Consider the following 21,879-nt stretch of genomic DNA (forward strand, 5'->3'; position numbering starts at 1 on the left):
CATCGGCTAGCGGGCCATGGCGTACGCGCTGCGCCGGGGGTCGGCGCCGGCGGCGAGGACCCGGGGCCCGTCCGGGGGAGGGGGCACGAGATCGCCCACGGTCTGCACCGATCCGGCGTCGAACTCGTACGCGGGCCACGCCCGCACGTCGTGGCCGCGGGCCGTGAGGCCGTCCCGTACGGCCTGCGGGATCCGGTCCTCGACCAGCAGCAGGCCGTCGCCGGACGGGTGCGGGTGGAAGCCCCCGGGATAGCTGGAGCCGAAGACCCGTGGCGCCTCGACCGCCTGCTGGGCGGTCATCCCGAAGACCGTCTGGTTCAGATACGCCTGGAGCATCGCCTGCACGATGACGTCACCGCCCGGGCAGCCCATCGCGGTGACCGCCGGTTCCCCGCCCGTGTCCTGAAGGGCGATCAGCGCGGCGGGTGTCACACAGGGCCGCTTGCCCGGAGCGATCACATTCGGATGGCCCGCGACCAGGCGGCTCTGCACACCGCGCGGGGAGCACAGGATGCCGAGGCCGGGGACGATCGGGGCGCCGTCGAGCGTGTCGCTGGGGGACGTGGCGAACGCGGTGCCCTCGCCGTCCATGACCACGACCGCCGTGGTGCTGCCGAGCCTCGGCCTGCCGTCGGGCAGCGTCGGCAGGCTGGGCAGCGCCCGGTGCCCGATCCTGGCCCGCAGATCGTCCAGATGACCGGGGGCCAGCAGGCTCTGCGGGTCCACCGACGTGTACCGGGGGTCCCCGAAGGCCCGCTCGCGCTCGGAGAAGGCGAGCTTGAGGGCCTCGGTGACCAGATGCAGATACTCCTCACCGTTGTGCCCGTCGGCCGGGAGACCGCAGCGGTCCAGAACGCCCAGCGACTGAGCGATGATCAGGCCCTGGCTCCAGGCCGGGGTGACGTGCACGGTGCGGTCCCCGAAGCGCACGGACGGCGCGACATCGACGTCCGCCGAGAACTCGGCGAGGTCGTCCGCCTCCAGGAACCCGCCGGCCGCCCGTACGAACTCGGCGATCCGGACGGCCGGTTCGCCCCGGTAGAACGCGTCGTGCGCGGCCGTCAGCCCGCCGTGCCGGTCCGCCCCCGCGCGCAGCGCCGCCCCCTCGGCGTCGGCCAGCGAACGCAGCAGCGCGGCGAGGTCGCGCTGGACCAGCCGTTCACCCGGCCGAGGAGGCCGCCCGAGCGGGCAGTACACCTCCCGACTGGACTCCCAGGCCGCGAAGCCCCGTCCCATCACGGCCAGACTGCGCGCGGTGCGCACATCGACGGGGAAGCCCTCCTCGGCCAGTGCGACGGCGGGAGCGACGGCCTCGGCGAAGCTGATGGTGCCGAAGTCGCGCAGCGCCGTGATCCAGCCGGAGGGGGCACCGGGCACGATCGACGGAGCCCCGCCGAGCGGGAGCGCCCCGCCGTGCCGGGCGAGCATGGCGTCAAGGGTCGCCTCCCGGCCCCACACCCCGACCCCCGCGACGCTGTGGACCGTGTCCGAGCCGGCCGGGCGGATCAGGATGGGGGCGATACCGCCGAAGTTCGCCATGTCGACCTGGACCACATTGGAGGCGAGGCCGGCTGCGACCCCGGCGTCCACCGCGTTGCCGCCTCGGCCCAGCACCTCCGCCGCGACCTGGCTGACCAGGGGATGCCCTCCGACGACCGCCCAGCGTTCGCCGAGCAGTGTGGGGCGCATCGACTCGGGTCCCGGGAAGGCGCCGGGCACGATGCCGCCGCCCATGCCCGAGCCCTGCTCCGGCCCGTCGCCCATGGGTTCGAATCCCTGTGCGATGGTCATCGCGTTCTCCTTCCGAGTTGTCTGGTGCTGCGTTCTCACGGCTCCGGCGCGGACCGGCCCGTGCCGGTGTCTTCCGGTGGTCCGCCCGGTGCCGGGTCAGCCCGGGTACGGCGGGACCGGGCGCCCGCACACTCCGACGTCCGCGGCGAACACCGCTCCGGCGTCGGGTTCGGCGGCCAGCCGGCGTCCGTCCATCTCGACCCGGCCGGTGGTGACATACAGCCGGTCGAGCGCGGGACCGCCGAACGCGCAACTGGTCACCTGACGTACCGGTAGCGGCAGGGTCGCGTCATGGCGCGCGCCGGCGTCGTATCTGCGGATCTGGCCGCCTCGCCAGAGCGCGACCCATACCCCGCCCTCCGCGTCGACGGCGAGGCCGTCCGGCACCCCGGCCTCGTCCTCGATACTCACCCAGGGGCGGCGGTCGCGGGCCTCACCCGTCGCCGGGTCGAAGTCGAGCACGTCGATGCGCCGGGTCGCGCTGTCCACGAAGTACATCCGGCTGCCGTCCGGTGACCAGCCGATCCCGTTGGCCACACTGGTGCGGTCCAGGACCCGCTCCGGAACCGAAGAGCCCGGCGCCAGCCGGTGGAGGGCGCCGCGCCCGGGGAGCATCTCCGCGTCGAGGGTGCCGAACCACAGACGGCCGGCCGGGTCCACCCCGGCGTCGCCCAGGCGGTTGCTCCCGGGCTCGCCCGGGACGGTGATCGTCCGTTCGACCTCGCCGTCGGCATCGAGCAGCAGCACGCCGTGGTGTGCGGCCACGGCCAGGCCGCCGCCCGCTCGGGGCAGCACCGCGCTCACCGCATGCCCGAACTGCCGGTGCGAGAATTCCCCGGTCGCGGGCGTGTAGCGGTGGAGCCGGCCACGCAGGATGTCGACCCAGAGCAGCTCGCCCCTGACACCGTCCCAGGCGGGACCTTCGCCGAGCTGATCGCCGGTGCGCAGGACGGGTCCCGTCGGCGCGGGCAGCACGCGCATCATGACTCCGTCCCGGCGAGCAGGCCGCGCAGCGGCTCCTCGTATGCGGCCAGGGAGTCCAGCCGGCGCGTCCGTGCCTCCCGGTCCGTCTCCAGGACCGTCCGCAGCCGGGCCAGCGCGGCCTCGGCCGCGGGGCGTCCATGCACCGCTCCCCCCGCCACCAGCGGGCGGCCGGAGCGGAACACATCGGTGACATCGGTCGCCGCCGCGCCGCTCACGATCCGCTCCACGGGGTCCAGGTCGGCCTTCGCGCCCGTGGTCCCGGTCGCGACGCAGATCAGATCGGCGCGGAAACCGGGGGCGATCCGGCCGAGCCGCCCGCCGTGCCCGGTCGCGGCGGCCCCTCCCTCGGTGGCCATGGCCAGCACCTCGTGCGGGGTCAGCGGGCCGCCCGTGCGCTCGGCGGCGGCCAGCGCCGCACGCATCTCCGCGAACATGTCCGGTGCCGCCGTGTGCTGGCTGTCCATCCCCAGCGCCACGGTCACCCCGGCGTCCAGCCAGGACCGCACCGGGGCGTCGCCGGAGGCGAGCCGCGCGTTCGAGACCGGGCAGTGCACGAGCGCGGCACCGCGCCGCGCCAGCAGCGCGATCTCGGGGCCGGTCAGCCAGACACCGTGCGCGGCGGAGAGCCCCGGACCCAGCAGCCCGTGCCGGTCGAGCCTGCTCACCGGGTCGCTGCCGCCGTCGCGTCCACCGAGCCAGGTGCGCTGGTGGCGGCTCTCCAGCAGATGGGTGTGGAGCCGCAGCCCGTCGTCGGCGCATCGGCGCAGCACCTCCAGCGCCTCGTCGGAGCACCACTGCGGCGCCACCGGCGCCACCCCGAGGCGCACTCCGGGGCACGAGGGGGCCAAGGAAGCGGCCAGGGCCGGCAGATCCCCCGGCGGGATGCCCCGTGCGGGCGCGGCCAGTGACCGCGGTTCCCGCGCCGGTCCTGGCCATGCCACCGGCAGCGGCTCGGGCAGGAACTCGGCCCGGTCGGTGATCCCGACCGCCAGCTCGGCCCGCAGCCCGGCCTCGGTCAGCGCGGAGGCGACCGCGCGCACCCCGGCCGCGTAGGTGTCCGCGTCGGCGAAGGAGTGGTGGATCGCCTGCACGGTCGTCACCCCGGTGGCCACCAGGGCCACGGCCGCCGCCGTCGTGTCGTCGTACGGGTCGAGGGCGGTGGTTCCGGTGAGCCGTACGACCCAGGTCTCCAGGTCGGTGTCCGCCACGCCCTGTTCGCCGAGCGGCAGGGCACGCAGGTGCGAATGCGCGTCGGTGAACGCCGGGAGCACCACGCCGTCGAGCTCCGTCGTGCGATCGGCGGGTGCGCGGTCGGCCAGTTCGGCGAACGGGGCGACGGCCACCACCGTGCCGTTCTCGACCAGTACACCGGCATCCCTGAGCGGGACGGCCCGCGCGTGGGTCAGCAGGGTCCGGCAGCGCAGCAGCAGCGGGCCGGCGGGAGGCGGGAAGGGACTCATCGCCGCTCCGCCCAGGGCAGCAGCAGCCGTTCGGCCAGCGTGACCAGGGAGAACAGCAGCCCGGCGACGAGCGACGAGGCGAGGATCGCCGCCCACATGGTCGTGGTCTCCAGGGAGAGCGCCGCAGTGATCACGAGCTTGCCGAGTCCCTGACCGCCGATGATCCACTCGGCGGTCATCACCCCGAGCACGGCCGACGGCGCGGCGATCCGCATCGCGTCGAAGAAGGCGGGCATCGCCGCGGGCAGTCTCACCCGGCGGTAGACGGTGACCGGGCGGCAGTTGAGCACATGCATCAGCTCCAGCGCCTCCCGTTCGACCGAACGCAGCCCGAGGAGCACATTGATCAGGGTGGGGAAGAACACGATCAGCGCTGCCACCACGATGGTGAGCGTCGCGCCCCGGCCGAACGCCAGGGTGATGAACGGCGCCAGCGCCACCACCGGGATCGCCCGCAGGGTGAGCGCGAGCGGGTACAGCACGGAGGCCAGGACCGGCGACGCCGAGATGAGCAACGCGAGCGCGAAACCGGCCGCGTTACCCGCGGCGAAGCCCCCCAGGACCGCGAGCACGGTGGACTTCACGGCCTCCAGCACCGCACCCCAGTCGGCGGTGGTGACGATCTCGCTGGGCGCGGGCAGGGCGTACGACGGGGTACCGGTGACCCGTACCCCGACCTCCCACACCGCGAGCGCCGCCGCCAGCACCGCTACGGAGACGGCCGGGCCACGCACACCGGGCAGGGACGGCCCACGGCGCTTCTCCGTGCTCATGGCCTCCGCCTTGCCGGCCGAGGCGACGGCACCGGGGGCGCTGCCCGGCCGGAAGGGTGTCTGCATCCTCATCAGCGGCGCTCACTTCCCGCGTCGACCGACGCATGCCACGGGGTGGCGATCCGGGCCAGCCATCCGAACGCCGCCGCCAGCAGGCCGGTGATGGCGCTGGACAGCACCAGGGCGGCCCACAGTTGGGGCATCTGATAGCCGAACATCGCGTACAGCAGGGCCAGTCCGAGACCCTGGTCGGCGCCCACCCACTCGGCGATCATCGCTGCGATGAACGCGGCCGGAGCGGCGATCTTCAGGGAGGCGGTGAAGGCCGGGAGCGCGTACGGCAGCCGCAGGAAGCGCAGGGAGCCCGCCCAGCCCGTGTTCAGGACCTCGCCGAGCTCCCGCACCCGGCGATCGGTCGAGCGCAGTGCGCCGGTGAGGTTGACCAGTACCGGGAAGAACGCGGCCAGCAGCGCCACCGCGGCCTTGGAGGTGAAGCCGAGGCCGAGCCAGGCGACCAGCGCGGGTGCGAGCGCGACCACGGGGATGCTGTAGATCATCAGTGAGAGGCGGTACACGCCGTCCCCGATCAGCGGCAACCGGTCCATGACCAGTGCCAGTACCACGGCGAGAGCCACTCCGCCGATGAACCCGGCCGCGGCTTCTCCCACGGTGGTCAGCGTGTTGCTCCAGTAGGCGGTGCGGCCGTCCCACAGCACCCCGAGGATCCGCGAGGGGGGCGGCAGCACCCCGCCCGGCCGGTACTCGGTCCGGCCGTACACCTCCCAGGCGGCGAGGAGCGCGCAGTAGACGGTGGCGGCGATCAGGGCCGATGTACGGCGGTTCAGCGGCTGCCGCCCGAGGACTCCCGAAGCCGCCGGAGCGTTCCGGTTCACGGTTCGATCTCCCGGTACACCTCGGTCAGCAGGTCGGTGAGCCGCTGCTCGTAGGCCGTGAACTCCGGCAGCAGCATCGTCTCCGCCGTCCGCGGGCGGGGCAGGTCGATCTCCAGTTCGGCGATGATCCGGCCGGGTCCGCGGCCCAGGACGAACACCTGGTCGGAGAGGAAGACGGCCTCGGACACGTTGTGGGTGACCAGGATCGCGGTCGTCCCGGTCTCCAGCCAGATCCGCTGCAACTCGTCGTTCATCTGCCGGCGCCGGATCTCGTCCAGGCCGTTGAACGGCTCGTCGAGGAAGAGCAGCCGAGGACGAAGGATCAACGCGCGGGCGATGGCCACCCGCCGGGCCATACCGCCGGACAGCTTCGCCGGCAAAGCCTTCTCGAAGCCTTCCAGACCGACCAGGCGCAGCAGATCGCGGGCCTGCTCGCGGCGTTCGTCCTTCGGTACTCCGGCCACCTGCAACGGCAGTTCCACGTTGGCCAGCGCGCTGCGCCAGGGGAGCAGCACCGGGTCCTGGAAGACGAAGCCGAACTCCGCCGCCTTACGGGCCTGCGTCGGGGTCCGGCCGAACACCTCGACGGTGCCGGTGGTCGGCTGGACGACATCGGCGAGGATCCGCAGCAGGGTCGACTTGCCGCATCCGGACGGGCCGATGAGCGTGGCGAAGGCGCCCTCACGGACAGTCAGGTCGATGCCTTCCAACGCGGTGAAGGGCGAGCCCCCGACATCGAACCGCTTGCCGATGCCCTCGGCGCGCACCACCGCGCCGCTGCCGCCTCCTGCCGTCCCCGCCGCGGTCTTCGCGGCTGCGAGGGCCGGACCGGGGTGCCGGCCCGCGGCCCTCACGCCCGGACTCCGTCGCTCGCCGCGGTGTCGGCGTCGGTCGCGCCGGGGCCGCCGTCCAGGCCCAGCAGACGGGCCAGGTTGGCGCCCTCGACCAGGGCCCGGTCCGCCTCGTCCGGGACGGCCCGGGCGATCTTGGCCCGTTCCAGGTCGAAGTGGCTTCCCGGCCAGTCGGTACCCATCACCAGACGGGAGGCGCCGAGCCGCCCGTAGGCCATCTGCACCTCGATGAGCTGGGTGCCGGACGTCTCCAGATAGATGTGCTCATTGCGTTCGGCGACCAGGATCGCCTCGTTGACGTTCCAGATCGTGCCCATGTGGGCGATCAGCAGGGGCACTTCGGGGAAGCCCTTGGAGATCTCCTCGATGGACAGCGGGGCGCAGAACGGGTCGTCCAGCGCGTTCACCAGGATCATCAGCCCGGCCTCACGGGCGACCGAGAAGACCGGGTCGAGCAGCCCGTGGTCGGCGAAGTGGTAGCCGTGCATCGTCGGGTGGAGCTTGAGACCCTTGAGTCCGTACTCCTGCCCGCACTTCAGGACGGTCTCCACCGCGTCCGGCCGCCTGGGGTCCACCTGGCCGAAGCCGACGATACGGTCCGGGTGTTCGGCGACCGTCCTGGCGATGAAGTCGTTGTCGATCATCTGGCCGAGGGAGCACCCCACGGCCATGTCCACGCCCGCCGCGTCCATCGACGCGATCATGTTCTCGGGGGTGTAGGACTCGGCCGTGAGGTAGTCCGAAGTCCCCCCGGCCTGCCACACGTTGTTGTACGCGTCGATGATCACGGGTGTTTCACTCCGCTTCGATTGGTTGTCGGGTACCGACCGGCCCGCCGAGGTGTCGCGGGCCGGGACGGGGCGAGCCGGGTACGGCCGGACGGGATCGGGCTCAGGTCAGCAGGGAGGTACGCCCGCCGTAGGCGGCTTCGAGGACGGAGGTGTCCACCACGTCCGCGGCCTTCAGCTTCTTGCCGATCGTGCCGACGCTCACCAGCTGGTCGATGATCTTCTGCATCTTGGCCGGGTCGACCTGGAGCACACCCTTGGGCGAGGTGATGAGGTCCTTCTGGAACCGGGCGGTGGCGGCCTCCTCCTCGGGCTTGAGGCCGCCGGTGTTCCACTTGGTCGCCACGAGCCGCCCGATCTCGTCGGGGTGGGCGTTCATGTACTCGTAGCCCTTGATCGTCGCGCGCAGGAACCGCACCAGCTCGTCGTGCTGCTTCTCCAGGTGGTCCCGGGTCGTGATCAGCACGTTTCCGTAGCTGGGGACGCCGAGGTCCTCCAGGTACAGCACATGGACGTCCACGCCCTGCCGCTTGAGCGCCACCGCCTGGGAGGTGGCGTAGCCGGAGTAGCCGGACGCCTGCCCGGTGGTGAGCTGGGTCGGGTCGGTTCCGGCGGGTATGAACCGGACGTCCTTGACGCCGGCCTTCTTCACCAGCGCCTCGAACTGCTGCCGTGACGCCTCGGTGACGGCGATCGTCCGGCCGGCGAAGTCCTCGATCGACGTGATCGGGTCGTCCGCCTTGCTGATGATCGAGAAGGGCGAGGTCTGGAAGATCGCTCCGTAGATCACGAGGGGCTGGCCCTTGGCGACGGCCACCAGCACATTGGTGTTGTCGTCGTCCCCGGTGAAGGACTTGCCGGAGGCCACCTGCTGCCAGGCCAGGATGTTGGGGCCACCGGCGGTGAACGACGTACTGAGCTTCTCCGCCTTGTAGTACCCCTTCACTTCGGCGGCGTAGAACCCGCCGAACTGGGTGAGTTTCAGCCAGCCGAGCTGGTCGTTGATCTTCAGCGAGCCGTCGGCGGACTTTCCGCCGGAAGAGCCGTCCGAGCAGGCCGTCAGTAGTCCGCCGGCGGCCAACAGCCCGGCGCCGGCTCCGAACAGCCGGAGAACGTCACGGCGCGCGGGGGCTCCGGGAAATATACGTGCTGGGTCCATCCGAATCCTCCACGGGGCGTCAACGAACAATGCGAGAAGGCCAGGGATCGGTGCAGGTCAGACGGAAGACATCCGCTGTTCCGTGACGTCATCCTGGCGAACCCCCGGGTGGTCCACAATGAACAAACTGTCTGCTGATGGATTGATCACTTAACGAACCGTCCACGCGACGAGGCGCCCGCATCCATGGCCGAAAACATCGGGAGAGCTGCGCACAAGAGGCCTATGAGGCAGGGAAGGCGTTGAGCTGGGCCGACGCGCCCGCGGTGATCCTGACGAGGCGGCGCATCGGGGCAGCGGCGACGCCGCCTAGGGTGTCCCCCCCGGCTACCGTTGCTCCACATGACAGCCACCGAGAGGGACATCACCGAGGATCTGATCCGGGATCTGCTGCGCGAGCAGCACCCCGACCTGGCGGATCGCCCCGTGAAGCTCGGAGCGCTCGGCTGGGACAACCAGGTGTGGCGGCTCGGCGACGACCTCGCCGTCCGATTGCCCTGGGCGACACAGTCCGCGGACGCCCTGCTGCGCAAGGAACACGCCTGGCTGCCCCTCCTCGCCCCGCACCTTCCTCTGCAGATCCCCGTCCCGCAGCGCCTTGGTGAGCCATCCGAACGTTTTCCACGGCCCTGGCTCGTCACCACCTGGGTACCCGGCGAGCCTGCCGACCGCGCCCCGGCGACGCGCGGCGCGGAGGCGGCCGTCACCCTGGCCACCTTCCTGACCGCTCTTCACCGCCCCGCCCCCGACGGGGCGCCGACCGGCCGAGACCGCGGGGGACCGCTGGCCGACACCGCCGAACACTTCACCCAGGCGCTCGCCTCGGCCACCGAGAGGGGGCTGATCCGCGAACCGGACGCCGTTCGCGTGGTCTGGGAGGACGCCGCCGCCGCGCCCGAGTGGGAAGGCCCACGCCTCTGGCTCCACGGCGACCTGCATCCGGCCAACATCCTGACCACGAACGGCACCTTCTCCGGCGTGATCGACTTCGGTGACCTCTTCGCCGGCGACCCGGCCTGCGACCTCGCCGCCGCTTGGGTCCTGCTGCCGGACGGCGCCGTCGACCACTTCCACGAGACCTACCGGCCGAGCCCGGACACCGCGACCCTGCGCCGCGCCCGCGGCTGGGCGGTGCTGCGCGCTCTCAGCGGCATCCACATCGGGGACGCCGGCGTTCACGGCCGCCCCGGAGGCAAACCGACCTGGGGCCCGCCCGCCCACGCCGCACTGCGACGCCTCACCGCATCGGTACACCAGTGATCAAGCACCCCGTGCGGTGAGGTGAATGAGAAGCGCAGGTGTCGACCGACCGGCGGTCTTCTCGGCTGTCTGCTGAACTGCTCAGCCGGATGCCACGTATCACCCACTGCGGGTGGGTGGCGCCGTGCCACCTGGCGTCCTGCCGGGGAAACGGGCCGGCGGAGTTCGGGACGCGCGCTGCCCGGAGAAGGGGATGAACGATTTCAGTGGCTTCGAGCCGCCCGGTCGGTGGCGCTCTCGTCTCGACCGCGTCGGCAGGACAGGAGGAGAGGGCGAGCGGAGCACCGGTCCATCGGCATGTGCGGGGTCTGGACGGCCTTCGCGGCCTGGCGGCACTGTATGTGGTCCTGTTCCACTGCTGGTTGTACACGTTCCCGGGCTACCCCGACAGTTCGGCGCCCGCGTGGCTGGATGTGCTGATGTTCGGGCGCGTCGCCGTCGTCTTCTTCCTGGTGCTGTCCGGCTTCTCCCTGGCGATCTCGCCGACGCGTCACGGCTGGCGGTCGGAGGGCGTCGCCCCGTTCCTGCGGCGACGCGCCTGGCGCATCCTGCCTCCCTATTGGGCGGCGCTGGCCATGAGCCTGGCCATTTCCTGGTTCGTGGTACCGGCTTCGCATTACGGCCCGCCCACCGGCGCGTCCATTCTGGTGTACGGCCTCGTCGCTCAGGACATGTTCACCGCCCCGACTCCGAACGGAGCGTTCTGGTCGATCGGAGTGGAGACCGAACTCTATCTCCTCTTTCCCCTCCTCCTGTTTGTCCGGCGGCGGTTCAGCGCCGCGGTCCTGGCCGCATGCGTGACGCTTCCGGTGATCGCCCATGGGCTGATGGCGGCCGGCGCGTCCCCCGTGGAGGGTGACAACTGGCTCACTCCCCATCTCGCTCCCGTGTTCGTCGCAGGCATGCTGGGCGCAGGGATCGTCGCTGCCTCGGACCGAGTTCAGCGCTTGCCATGGGGGTGGTTCGCCGTACTGGCCGCTCTGCCTGTCCTCGCTCTCGGGTTCATCCAGGGTTCTGTGTGGACGGTGAACCACTACTTCTGGATAGACCTCGCCCTTGCTCCGGCCATGACGATGCTGCTTGCCGCGGTCGCCACCGGCAGGCCCGCCATCCTCGTACGGCTCCTGACCGCGCGACCTGTCCGGAGTCTCGGTGGTTTCTCCTACAGTCTCTACCTGATCCATCTGCCGATCGTCATGGCCGTGATCCGCCGGGCAGCCCCGCATTTCGTCTCGCCCGGCCTGCCCACGTTCTGGTTCACGCTCATCCTGGCCCTGCCGGTCTCGGTGCTCGGCGCATGGCTGTTCTCCCGGATCTTCGAGATGCCCTTCAAGCGGAACAGATCGTGGAAAACCATGATCCGCGGACCGCGGAACGGCATCCGGTAGTCCGCGCCCACTTGCTTCATTGACCCCAGGCATGACTGAGGTGCTTCCACTCCGGAGGCAGCTGACCGGGGGATGCCTCGGCGTTCACTCCCGGTGCTGCTCCGCTCGCTGCGGGTTCGGCAGGTTCAGGGTGAACGCCGTTTCGACGCCCGGGTCGCTCATGGCCGTGACGGTGCCCCCGTGGGCGGTGACGAGGTGTCGCACGATGGCCAGCCCCAGGCCGCTTCCGCCGGTCCGCCGACTGCGTGACTTCTCCGACCGCCAGAACCGGTCGAAGATGTGCGGGAGATCCCCCGGGGCGATGCCGCTTCCGGTGTCGCGCACCGTGAGTAGGACATGGTCGTCGGTCTGCTCGGCGGTGAGGGTGATCGTGCCGCCCGCCGGAGTGTGACGGATGGCGTTCGACACCAAGTTGCCCACGATCTGGCGCATCCGGACCGGGTCCGCGTCCAGTTGAACGCCGTCGGGCACCTGCTGGAGCAGGGTGATGCCCGATGCCTCGGCCTGCGCTCCGTGCGCTGCGGCGACATGGGAGAGGAGTTCGCCGGCCGACAGGAGTTCGCGGTGCAGCTTCAGCGTGCCGGCATCGGCCGCGGCGAGGTCCTGGAGGTCGTCGACGACGCGTTGCAGCAGGAGCGCCTCCTCGTGGAGGCTGGCGATGAGCGCGGGGTCGGGCTCCACGATCCCGTCCCGGGTGACCTCCAGCCATCCGCGGATATTGGTGAGGGGTGTCCTCAGCTCATGGGCGATGTCACTGACCATGGCCTTGCGCTGCGCCTCTAGACGCTCGCGGCGCGCGGTGAACTCGTTGAACGCGGCAGCGAGGTATCCGGTCTCGTCCCGGGTGGTGACGGGCACCCGGATGTGCTGATCGGCGGGGTGCTGGGCGGCGGCCGCGAGAACCCGAAGTGGGCGTACCAGCCGGACGGCGACCACGGAGGTGATGGCGATGGTGAGAACCAGGATCAGCCCCGTGACGCCGATGACCTTGATCTTGTTGGCGGTCGAGAGGTCGAAGCGCGGGTCGCTGCGTGAGACGTCCCCGAGGTACAGCTCGGCCGCCGGTGCCACATAGGGGCCGAGTTGCCGGCGACGCGACTCGTCCGCGCAGTTGCGGGCCTTCTCGTCGTATTTCTCGTCGATGCGCTTGCTGTGGACGTAGGCCTCCCGCTCGGATCCCGGTAGCGAGAGGAACGCGTCGTGGCTGCCCAGGCACGTCTGGAAGAACTTGTTCAGCTCGTTCAGCGCCGCCAGTTCGCCGGACGTGGGGGTGTTCAGTTTGCCGTCGGCGCACTGCCATGGGACCTCGGCGGCGCTGTTCACTCGGGGACGGCCGCTCGGCGTCTCCTCGATGTCACCGTCGAGTCCTTGTTTTCGCAGGCAGGCGAGGCGTTCGTCGGCGAGGGTGCGTAGCTGGGCCCGTTCGCTGTCGGACAGCAGGTAGGGCCCCACCGCACGCGGATCGATTCCGCCGAGCTGCGCCCCGGGCGAGGTGTAGGTGTCGACATGGAGCGGATCCACGATCGCCGACGCCTGGGTCGACGGGCGAACGCCCTGCGAGGCCGAGTCCGCGATCACGTCCCCGCCGGTCGTGGTGAGGGAGATTCGGCGGCCTGTGGTGCGGGACAGCTCGGTGACGACGCTCTGGACACCGTCCCAGCGGGGGTGGGTGGCGGCGAATCCGCTCAGACGCCGGAGGATGTCCGTGTCCTCGGACAGGACGTGGCCGCGGGCCTCGGTCACGGCCCTGGTCGTGGTCTGCACGGCGAGCCAGGCGGTGGCGGCCACCGAACAGACCGCGATGACCACCGAGGTGAGCAGCAGCCGGAAGAGCAGGCTGCGATGGAGAGGAACCTCAGGAAGCACCGCGGCCGCCCACGAGCTTGTACCCCACACCGAACACGGTCTGCAGACGCACCGGTTTACGGGGATTCGATTCGATCTTCTTCCGCAGGTTCATGATGTGCACATCCACCGCCCGTTCGGTCGACGCACGGTCGAAGCCGCTGGAGTGCTGCAGCAGTTGCTGCCGGGAGAAGACCCGGCCGGGCTCGGCGGCCATGGCGAGCAGGATCTCGAACTCGCCGGGGGTGCAGAGCACGATCCGGCCCCCGCATCTGACCTCGTGCCGCACCGGGTCCACCGTGATGTCACCGGCCCGCAGCGCGCGGTCGCCGCCGTCGCCGTGGCGCTGGGTCCGGCGCAGCACGCTGCGGATCCTGGCCAGGAGCTCCCGGGGGCTGTAGGGCTTGGTCATGTAGTCGTCCGCACCGATGTCCAGGCCGGCGAGGACGTCCTCCTCGGTGGAACGAGCGGTGAGCATCAGCACGGGAATGTCGTGGTGGCGCCGCAGAGCGCGGCAGACGCCGATGCCGTCGATCTCGGGGAGCATCACATCGAGGACGATCAGGTCCGGAATCCGTTTCAGCGCCTCGTCGACGGCGGCCCTGCCGTCGTGCACCACGACCGCCTCATGACCCTCCGACAGCAGTAGTCGTCGGATCAGTGCGGACTGCAGCTCATTGTCTTCGGCAACCAGGATATGTGCGCACACGGCGCTGACTCTAACCGTGCTGACCTGCGGATTCTATGGAAAGAGTGGTATCTCGCATCCTGACAACTTCCTGAAATCCGCCTGCCACCCTGTGGCCGTGCCCGACGGCGAGTGCGGCGTGGTCGACGCACGAACGCGTGACATGCGGCCCTGGTCGGCCGCGGGCGTCGTCCGTGCATCCGCGCAGGGCTTTCCGCCGTCCGGGCCCGTCCATGTTCGTCCTTCCGCTTGACGCAGACCGGAGATCCCGTGCATTCCATGCGATGGCCCACCTCAGCCGCCATACCCGTCGTTCTGGCGACGCTCCTCGCCGGGTGCGGCACCGACGGAGGGAGCCGGGCCGACGACAACTCCGCCTCGGCCGGCGCAGCCGGCAGCACGGAACCCGGCAAGAGGCCCGGCTCCCGGATCGTGCTTGCGGTGACGGACGGTCAGAGTCACGCTTCCGTGCGGCGCAGCGGTCGTGTCACCGTGCGGGGCGGAACCCTTCGGGACGTGGTGCTCTCCACCGGCGGACGCACCGTCCCGGGCCGGATGAGCCCCGACCGGCTCAGCTGGACGCCCGTCGGGGATCTCGACTACGACAGCCGGTACACACTCGTGGCCACGGCGACCTCGGAGGACGGCCGTGACGCCACCGAGAAGGCGTCGTTCACCACGCTGCGCGAGAGCGAGCGCTTTGTGGGGACCTTCACCCCGGACGACGGATCGACCGTCGGGGTCGGCATGCCCGTCTCGTTCACGTTCGACAAGGCGATCGCGAACAAGCGGGCCGTGGAGGAGGCCATCACGGTACGCTCCAGCAGCGGCCGGCCCGTCGTCGGCCACTGGTTCGGCGACCGGCGTCTCGACTTCCGGCCGCAGGACTACTGGAAGCCCCACTCCACCGTCAGCGTGAAGATCGCACTCGACGGAGTCAAAGGCGCGGACGGGGCCTACGGGTATCAGAACAAGACCGTCACCTTCACCGTCGGACGCAGTCAGGTCTCGACCGTCGACGCCGCCGCACACACCATGAAGGTCAGCCGGGACGGAAAGCCCCTGCGTACCGTGCCGATCACCGCCGGCGCGCCCGAATCCCCCACCTACAACGGGCAGATGGTCGTCTCCGAGAAGCTCGTCCAGACCCGTATGAACGGGGCCACGGTCGGCTTCGCGGGACAGTACGACATCCCGGACGTGCCGCACGCCATGCGGTTGTCGGCATCCGGCACCTTCATCCACGGCAACTACTGGGGAGCCGACTCGGTCTTCGGGCGGTCCAACATCAGTCACGGCTGCATCGGACTCAAGGACGCACAGGGCGGCGGCGACGCGGCGCGGGACGGCGCCTGGTTCTACTCCCAGTCGCTGATCGGAGACGTCGTGATCGTGAAGAACTCGAAGGACCGGACGATCGCCCCCGACAACGGTCTGAACGGCTGGAACATGTCCTGGGCCGACTGGCAGGCGGGTTCTGCCGCGCACTGAGACACCGCGCGGTCCGGTGGCGCCAGGACCCTGGCCCCGTCGCCACCGGACCGCGCGTGCTCAGCGGGCCAGTGAGCCCGCGTCGCCCATGACGATCACGGGATGCCGCCCGGGATCCAGCGCCAGCAGCAACGCCTTCATATGGGCCTTCTCCAGGCTCACACAGGCATGGGTGGGACCGCCGTGGTCCACATGCAGCCAGATTCCACCGCCCCGCTCCGCACCGAGGGGCCGGGTCCAGTCGAGCGGTGAAGTGCCCGCCTTGCGGTTGTAGTTGATGGCGACGACATAGTCGAAGGAGCCCGCCAGCGACTCACCCGCGAATCCGGTCCCGCCGATGGTGAAAGCGTTGGAGCGGCTGTACGGAAGCCGGGACCCGGGGTCCGGCAGAAGACCGCCGGCATCGGTGAGCTCGAACACCCCGATCGGCGAGCGCAGATCGTCGAGGTGGTGGTCCTCGGTCCAGCCCTTGAGGGCGTTGTGCGCCTTCCAGACGCTCCCGGGCTGCCATCCCGAGGCGGTGCGGTCGTACAACACCACCGTCGACTCCGAGGAGTTGACGCCGTTCCCGGTGACGAGCACGACCTGCCTGCTCTCCTCGGGAATCGAAGCCGACGTCTGCGGCCCCACACCGGGCAGCCCGGCGGACACGGACGCGGTTTCCTTGTGCGCCGAGGCCGAGCCGGCCGTATCTGCCGGGGGCGGGACGACGGCCTGGGGCGAGTCGGCCGACGCGTTCGCGTCCTTCCCCTCGGCCGCGACGACGACCTGACCCGTGGGGCCCGGGCCCCCGGCGGTGGCGCACCCCGACAGCATCGAGACGGCGGCCCCGCAGGCGATGGACAGACGTATGCAGAACACGGGTGAACGCATGGAGTACTCCGTACGGCGAAGACAGCGGAAGCACGGGCGGCCGACCGGCGTCACCCGTGGACATGGCCTCACCTTGGAGCACACTTTTAAGGATCTCGTCAGACCGTGAGTGCGTGCTGCTTTCCTCGAACGGGCCCTTCGCGAGGCCCTGCTGGGTCCTGATGCCCCTCAGCGGCCGACCGCCTCCGCCGGGCTGTGCCGATTGGTGCTGTGCGTCCGCTCGTCACAGCACTAGCGACCTTCGTCGGCACCTGCCGTGGGCCCGGCTTCCTGGTGAGAGGTGAAGAATTCGACCATTCGCTCGAGGCCCCGCTCGCCGAACATGATCTCCAAGCTGGTGGCGGACTCGGCGGCGGATGCTTCGCTGCGTGGGAAGAGCGCTTCCTCGTACGCGGCCAGGGCCGCCTCCACGTCGCCGGGGTGGGCGGCGATCGCCTGGCCGAGTTCGGCTCCGTCGAACATGGCCAGGTTGGCGCCCTCCCCGGCGAAGGGGGACATCAGGTGTGCGGCGTCGCCGAGCAGGGTCACGCCCGGGACATGGTCCCAGCGGTGCCCGACGGGCAGGGCGTGGACGCGGCGGGGGACGAGCGCACCGTCGGCGTCCGCGAGCAGGGCACGCAGGTTTTCGTCCCAGCCGTCGAAGTGGGACAGAAGCGCGGCCTTGGCAGCGGCGTCGTCGCCGAAGTCGATCGTGTCCAGCCAGTCCTCGGCAGCCCTGAGCGCGGTGTAGACGTGGAGGCTGCCGTCGGTCTCCCGGTGCGCGAGAAAGCCGCGCTGATCACCGAGGCAGATGAAGAATCCGCCGCCGAGGAGGGTGGCGCTGCCCGGATGACGGGTGTCGGCGTCGAGCAGCTCGGTCTCGACGAAGGAAATGCCGGTGTAGGCGGGCCGGGCCGACGAGAGCAGCGGACGGATGCGCGACCAGGCGCCGTCGGCGCCGATCAGGAGGTCGGTGGTGATGGTGGATCCGTCGGCGAACGTCACCTCGTGGCGTCCGTCGTCCAGCGGGCGGGCGCCGCTCACCTTCTTGCCCCAGCGGATCGTGCCGTGCGGGAGGGACGCCAGCAGCAACTCGCGCAGCTCTCCCCGGTCCACCTCGGGGCGGCCCCCGGTGTCGTCGTCCTCGTGGGAGACATGGACGGTGCCGTCCGGGCCGACCAGGCGCAGTGCCTGCCCACCGCTGTGGATGATCTTGCGAAAGCCTTCGTACAGATCGGCGGCGTGCAGGGCCTTCTGGCCGTTCTCCTCGTGGATGTCGAGCATGCCGCCCTGGGCGCGGGCGTGCGCCGATGCCTCCAGCTCGAAGACGGTCGCCTCGATGCCGTTGACGTGCAGGACCCGGGCGGCGGTGAGACCGCCGAGACCTCCGCCGACGATCGCGATGGGGTGGTGGGTCGTCATCTCGTATCTCCCAGGCTGGGTGCTGTTCCGACAAGCCCACCGTAGCGAACGTGTTCGTTACGAACAAGTTCGTCGAACTGCCGAAGAAGGCAGGCAGGGGTCAGGGTGTCGACGAGACGGTGCCGGGGCGCGGCCGTTCAGCCGGCGGTGCCGGGGAGAGGCGTATGAAGGATGCCGTTGATCAGAACATCGAAGCCCCAGGACAGCCGGTCCTCGGCCGAACCGGCGAGCAGGGCGGGCATATGTCCCTTGATCATCGGATGGGTGGCCTCCTGCACGGTGTGCGCGGCGTGGATGAGGGCGTTCCAGTCGTCCTGGAACCCGGGGGAGTGCTCCTGCGTCCCGTGCTCCGCGGCAGTGGCCGTGGCGTATTGCAGCAGCTTGTCGACTCCCCAGGCGATCTGCCCCTGGGGCGCGCCGCTGCGGGAGAGCAGGCTCAGCACACGCTCGACGAGGTTCAGATAGTTCTCGCCGCTCGGGCGTGCCACAAGAGCCGAGCGGGCCAGCTGCGGGTGTTGGTACAGGACGTGGGTGTATGAGGTGAGCACCGCGACCAGCTGATCGCGCCAGCCGGTTCCGGCGTCGCTGACGGCCAGGTCGACCTCGCCCAGCAGCGCGTCCAGGACGGCCGCGTGCAGCTCGGCGGTATGGGACACATAGACGTACAGCGAGGACGGGCCGGTGTCCAGCTCCTGCGCCAGGCGGCGCATGGTCACCTTTTCCAGTCCCTCGGAGCGCATGATCCGCACGGCGGTGTCGATGATCCCCCGTCGGGTCAGGGCGGGCTTGGCGGGACGTTCACGGCGGCTGATCGGTTCTCGCTGGGGAGTCATGCCCCGATCGTAACGAACGCGTTCGTCGGACATGGTTGCTCCGCCTTTCACCCGCGCACCCACGCCAGTGCCGCATCGGGCAACGTGTGCCCCGTCGCGCCCGGTTCACCGCAGGGCGGGAAGTCCTTCGGCCAGGCGTTCCAAGGCTGTGTCGAGAGCTGCGAGCGGCGGCTCGGGGGAGGGTGGCCGCAGGCCGGGCGACGGAACCTCGGGCGCGGCGAGGCTGCGCCGTATGACAGCGACATTGGCTGCCGTCGCCGCCGCGCCGGGAAGGTTCCCCGGCGCGGCGGTCAGGGCGCGCAGGGGTTCGAGACAGTTCACCAGGGCCTCCACCGGTGCCGTGCGGTGCGGCGTCGTCCGCCGACGGCCCATCAGGTGCAGCATCCTCCTGTGCAGCCACAACGACCGGGCACTGCTGTGCACTTCACGGACGGTGGCCTCGAACCTCCTGAGCGGGGCCACCGTGTCGGAGCCTTTGCGGTGTGCCTCGAGAACGGCGGCGAGCCCTGCCAGTGCGGCGGCGATCCGGCCCCGCACCACGTCACCAGCCCGTACGGGCAGCAGCAGCCAGCCGACAGCGACCGCAAGGACCGCCCCCACCATCAGGGCCTGCAACCGGATGAGCAGCAACTGCTCCGCGGACTCGCCGTAGTAGCGGTACAACAGCGACATCGTGGTGGTCATACAGGCCGCGTAGCCGGCGTAACTGTGCTGCCGCACCAGCGTCGCGGCGGCCGGCACGACGCAGATCAACACGACGGAGGCCGAGCCGTGCGGATGCAGCAGGACGGTGAGGCCGGTGGCGAACAGGGTTCCCAGGACTGCCCCGGCACCCCGCTCCACTCCCTTCAGAGCCAGATCCCCACGTCCGATCGTCCCCAGGTTGACGACCAGGGCACTCAGGACCGCCCACTGCCAGTGCTCCCCGAACAGCAAGTGTCCGGCCGTGAAGGCGACGGCGAGTGAGAGGCCCGTCTGCGCGGCCATGCGGGTGCTGACGGAAGGTCCCCTGCGTGCTCGTTGCCGGTGCGAGGCCGCCGCGCGCGGTTCCGGCCGGGGGAGGCGGAGCAGGCGCTGGCCGGCCCGTCGCAGGACATGGACCCAGCAGAAGGCCAGCAGACCGACCAGCGCCGCCCAACCGGACCGAGGCCACCAGGGCACCTGTTCCACGCCGCCGGTGGTGAACAGAGAAGCGAGCAGAGCCAGCGGCACCATCGCCCCCAGTCGGGTCGCCATCGGTCCGAAGCGCCGCGTCCAGACGGAGGCGGTCATCAAGGCGACGAACACCACCGCGCCGATCACCGGGTGGGGCGACATCTGCGATCCCAGCCACACACTCGTCCCGGCCGTCACCGAGAACAGGACAGCGCTCCCGATCTGCTCCCGCACCGGTTCTCCGCCGGGCCGCCGAAGGAGCGTGAAGGCGAAGATCACACCCGGAACGACCAGCGCAGCCGGGGGCACATCCGCCAGGCGGGCCAGCGCTGCGGCAGAGGTGGAGGAGAGCAGGATCGAGAACATCAACAGCAATAGCTCGTACGTCTTGCGTAGCATTTTCCTGCCTGTCGGGTGAGGATGGGCCACTGCATGCGACTCGATGTCGCCAATGTAGTACGTCATCGCTTACTATTGCAGGCATGGATGACACCACTCCCACCCACGCGCTGCTTCAAGGGGTCCTGCGGCTCGGTTCGCGGCTGCGCCATGAGAGGCCGGCTGGAGCCCTCAGCTCGAACAAGATCAGCGTCCTGGGACACCTGAGGCGCCGAGGGCCGAGCACTCCCGGCGCCATCGCGCTGGTGGAGTGTCAGCATCCGCAGTCCCTGACCAGGACCTTCGCCGAGTTGCAAGCGGAGGGTTTGATCACCCGAGCGCCTTCGGAGCAGGACCGTCGTGCTTCGGTGCTGGCCATCACGGATGCCGGACGGAGCGCGCTGGCACAGGACCTGGCGCAGCGCGAGGCATGGCTGACAGGGGCCATGGAGGCACTGACCGAGACCGAACAGCAGGTCCTCGTTCTGGCCGGTCGCTTGATGAACCAACTCGCCGACAGGCCCGCGGTGACTGCTCGCCCGGAAAGGCCCAGCTCAGAGGCGTGAGGGTGGTGAAAACCCCCTGGGGTGGCGGGGGGTCTGCCCCCGAGGAGACCTGCAGTTGACAGGCTGTCCCGGCGGGACGGCCGTTGCCAGACTCGCTGCATGACGACTTCCCCCGACACCTCGGTCGAGACCGCACCGCCCGCCCTGCATCCCCGTAGATCCGCCCCCGACGCCGGCAGCGACTTCGCCCGGTTGTCCCGGCGTATCACCGAGGCGGGACTGCTGGGGCGGTGCCCCGGCTACTACACGGTGCGGCTCGGTCTGGTGATCGGGCTGCTGGCGGCGGGTTGGGCCGCCTTCGTCGCGCTGGGCGACTCCTGGTGGCAGTTGACGGTTGCCGTCTTCATGGCATTGATCTTCGGTCAGATCGCGCTGGTGGCCCACGATCTGGCACACCGGCAGGTGTTCCGGCGGCGCCGCACCAGCGCGATCTGGGGCCAACTCTTCGGCAACCTGGGCATCGGCATGAGCTACGGCTGGTGGATGAACAAGCACACCCGCCACCATGCCAACCCCAACCATGAGGAACTCGACCCCGACGTCGCCCCGGACATCCTGGTGTGGTCCACCGAGCAGGCCCGCAACAGCAGCGGTGTGGCCCGCTTCATCGGCGGACACCAGGCGTTCTTGTTCTTTCCGTTGCTGACACTGGAGGGCTTCAACCTGCGCGTGGGGAGCGTGCGGGCGTTGCGCTCGCCGTTCATGAAGAGCCGCCTGCTGGAGGGAAGCCTGCTCTTCCTGCATATGACGGCCTACCTGTCCGCGTTGTTCCTGGTGCTCTCCCCGGGCAAGGCGGTGGCGTTCCTCGCCGTGCACCAGTGCCTTTTCGGTGTGTATCTCGGCAGCACCTTCGCCCCGAACCACAAGGGCATGCCCACCTTCACCGGGGACGACCGACCCGACTTCCTGCGTCGCCAGGTGCTCACTTCCCGCAATGTGCGTGGCGGTCGGCTCACCGACCTGATGCTGGGTGGGCTCAACTACCAGATCGAGCACCATCTGTTCCCGAGCATGCCCACTCCTCAACTGCGGCGGGCCCGAGTCGTCGTGCGCGCATACTGCGCGGAGATCGGCGTGCCGTACCACGAGACCGGGCTCATCCAGTCCTACCGCGAGGCTCTTGTCCACCTGCACCGGACGGGGGAGCCCATCAGACGGCAGCGCAAGGCGTCCTGACCCGGCTGTGCGGGACTCCGCCTGACGCCGAATCCGCCCGGCACTCGCAGCATTGCGCAAGAACTTGCGTTATTTGCGTGCGCTTGCGCTGTAGGGGGCAAGGTCTCGCTCCGCCCGCTCCCGAAG

At 70.3% G+C, this 21,879-nt stretch carries 19 protein-coding genes; 5 read left to right on the forward strand and 14 right to left on the reverse strand.

From position 1 onward, the window contains the following. Positions 1-6: 6 nt before the first annotated feature. The 8 genes from CP978_RS33530 to CP978_RS33565 all read right to left on the reverse strand — a co-directional run bounded on the left by CP978_RS33530 (position 7) and on the right by CP978_RS33565 (position 8,699). Positions 7-1,791 carry a gamma-glutamyltransferase family protein gene (locus tag CP978_RS33530; protein ID WP_052454456.1) on the reverse strand — a complete coding sequence of 595 codons (1,785 nt, stop codon included), beginning with the start codon at positions 1,789-1,791 and terminating at the stop codon, positions 7-9. A gap of 96 nt (positions 1,792-1,887) precedes the next feature. Further along, the gene (locus CP978_RS33535; protein WP_227745582.1) at positions 1,888-2,775 is read right to left on the reverse strand and encodes an SMP-30/gluconolactonase/LRE family protein; all 888 of its coding nucleotides are present in this window, start codon (positions 2,773-2,775) and stop codon (positions 1,888-1,890) included. Next, positions 2,772-4,235, reverse strand: coding sequence for an amidohydrolase family protein (locus tag CP978_RS33540; protein ID WP_043447327.1), 1,464 nt, complete (start codon positions 4,233-4,235; stop codon positions 2,772-2,774). The genes CP978_RS33535 and CP978_RS33540 overlap by 4 nt, the downstream gene beginning before the upstream one ends. Further along, positions 4,232-5,080, reverse strand: coding sequence for an ABC transporter permease (locus tag CP978_RS33545; protein ID WP_150478359.1), 849 nt, complete (start codon positions 5,078-5,080; stop codon positions 4,232-4,234). The genes CP978_RS33540 and CP978_RS33545 overlap by 4 nt, the downstream gene beginning before the upstream one ends. After that, a complete protein-coding gene (locus CP978_RS33550) occupies positions 5,080-5,901 on the reverse strand; it encodes an ABC transporter permease (RefSeq protein WP_052454457.1) in 822 nt (273 codons plus the stop codon). Before CP978_RS33550 ends, CP978_RS33545 begins: the two co-directional genes overlap by 1 nt. Beyond that, positions 5,898-6,755 carry an ABC transporter ATP-binding protein gene (locus tag CP978_RS33555; RefSeq protein WP_052454458.1) on the reverse strand — a complete coding sequence of 286 codons (858 nt, stop codon included), beginning with the start codon at positions 6,753-6,755 and terminating at the stop codon, positions 5,898-5,900. Before CP978_RS33555 ends, CP978_RS33550 begins: the two co-directional genes overlap by 4 nt. Continuing rightward, entirely contained in the window at positions 6,752-7,540 is a 789-nt protein-coding gene (locus CP978_RS33560; RefSeq protein ID WP_052454459.1) for an amidohydrolase family protein, read from the reverse strand. Before CP978_RS33560 ends, CP978_RS33555 begins: the two co-directional genes overlap by 4 nt. Positions 7,541-7,643: 103 nt before the next feature. Continuing rightward, on the reverse strand, positions 7,644-8,699 hold the full coding sequence (locus CP978_RS33565) for an ABC transporter substrate-binding protein (protein ID WP_052454460.1): 1,056 nt from the start codon (positions 8,697-8,699) through the stop codon (positions 7,644-7,646). A 342-nt stretch (positions 8,700-9,041) separates the two neighbouring features. On the opposite strand from CP978_RS33565, the gene CP978_RS33570 reads away from it, so the two are divergent. Then, positions 9,042-9,959 (forward strand): aminoglycoside phosphotransferase family protein, encoded by a 918-nt coding sequence (locus CP978_RS33570; RefSeq protein ID WP_043447332.1) that lies wholly within the window; start codon positions 9,042-9,044, stop codon positions 9,957-9,959. A gap of 299 nt (positions 9,960-10,258) precedes the next feature. Further along, positions 10,259-11,347, forward strand: coding sequence for an acyltransferase family protein (locus tag CP978_RS33575; protein ID WP_052454461.1), 1,089 nt, complete (start codon positions 10,259-10,261; stop codon positions 11,345-11,347). Between the two features lie 84 nt (positions 11,348-11,431). On the opposite strand, the gene CP978_RS33580 is transcribed toward CP978_RS33575, so the two are convergent. Together CP978_RS33580 and CP978_RS33585 are read right to left on the reverse strand one after the other, a co-directional pair. Then, complete coding sequence (locus tag CP978_RS33580) at positions 11,432-13,213, reverse strand: sensor histidine kinase (protein ID WP_043447335.1); 1,782 nt, start codon at positions 13,211-13,213, stop codon at positions 11,432-11,434. Then, complete coding sequence (locus tag CP978_RS33585) at positions 13,203-13,901, reverse strand: response regulator transcription factor (protein WP_107070493.1); 699 nt, start codon at positions 13,899-13,901, stop codon at positions 13,203-13,205. Before CP978_RS33585 ends, CP978_RS33580 begins: the two co-directional genes overlap by 11 nt. A gap of 258 nt (positions 13,902-14,159) precedes the next feature. On the opposite strand from CP978_RS33585, the gene CP978_RS33590 reads away from it, so the two are divergent. Then, positions 14,160-15,371, forward strand: coding sequence for a L,D-transpeptidase (locus CP978_RS33590; protein WP_043447338.1), 1,212 nt, complete (start codon positions 14,160-14,162; stop codon positions 15,369-15,371). A gap of 60 nt (positions 15,372-15,431) precedes the next feature. Here the strand turns inward: CP978_RS33590 and CP978_RS33595 are convergent, their stop codons facing one another. The 4 genes from CP978_RS33595 to CP978_RS33610 all read right to left on the reverse strand — a co-directional run bounded on the left by CP978_RS33595 (position 15,432) and on the right by CP978_RS33610 (position 20,032). Beyond that, positions 15,432-16,244: a hypothetical protein gene (locus CP978_RS33595; RefSeq protein WP_174498707.1), complete on the reverse strand. Its 813-nt coding sequence runs from the start codon at positions 16,242-16,244 to the stop codon at positions 15,432-15,434. Between the two features lie 231 nt (positions 16,245-16,475). Then, complete coding sequence (locus CP978_RS33600; RefSeq protein ID WP_043447340.1) at positions 16,476-17,645, reverse strand: FAD-dependent oxidoreductase; 1,170 nt, start codon at positions 17,643-17,645, stop codon at positions 16,476-16,478. Between the two features lie 137 nt (positions 17,646-17,782). Next, a complete protein-coding gene (locus CP978_RS33605) occupies positions 17,783-18,478 on the reverse strand; it encodes a TetR/AcrR family transcriptional regulator (protein ID WP_043450248.1) in 696 nt (231 codons plus the stop codon). Between the two features lie 105 nt (positions 18,479-18,583). Next, positions 18,584-20,032 carry an FUSC family protein gene (locus tag CP978_RS33610; protein ID WP_158508378.1) on the reverse strand — a complete coding sequence of 483 codons (1,449 nt, stop codon included), beginning with the start codon at positions 20,030-20,032 and terminating at the stop codon, positions 18,584-18,586. Positions 20,033-20,115: 83 nt separating this feature from the next. Between CP978_RS33610 and CP978_RS33615 the strand changes: the two genes are divergently transcribed. Together CP978_RS33615 and CP978_RS33620 are read left to right on the forward strand one after the other, a co-directional pair. Next, entirely contained in the window at positions 20,116-20,577 is a 462-nt protein-coding gene (locus CP978_RS33615; protein WP_043447346.1) for a MarR family winged helix-turn-helix transcriptional regulator, read from the forward strand. Positions 20,578-20,676: 99 nt separating this feature from the next. Then, positions 20,677-21,753 (forward strand): fatty acid desaturase family protein, encoded by a 1,077-nt coding sequence (locus CP978_RS33620; RefSeq protein WP_043447349.1) that lies wholly within the window; start codon positions 20,677-20,679, stop codon positions 21,751-21,753. Positions 21,754-21,879 lie beyond the last annotated feature (126 nt).

Source organism: Streptomyces nodosus, from assembly GCF_008704995.1.
In the GTDB taxonomy this organism is placed as follows: Bacteria; Actinomycetota; Actinomycetes; order Streptomycetales; family Streptomycetaceae; genus Streptomyces; species Streptomyces nodosus.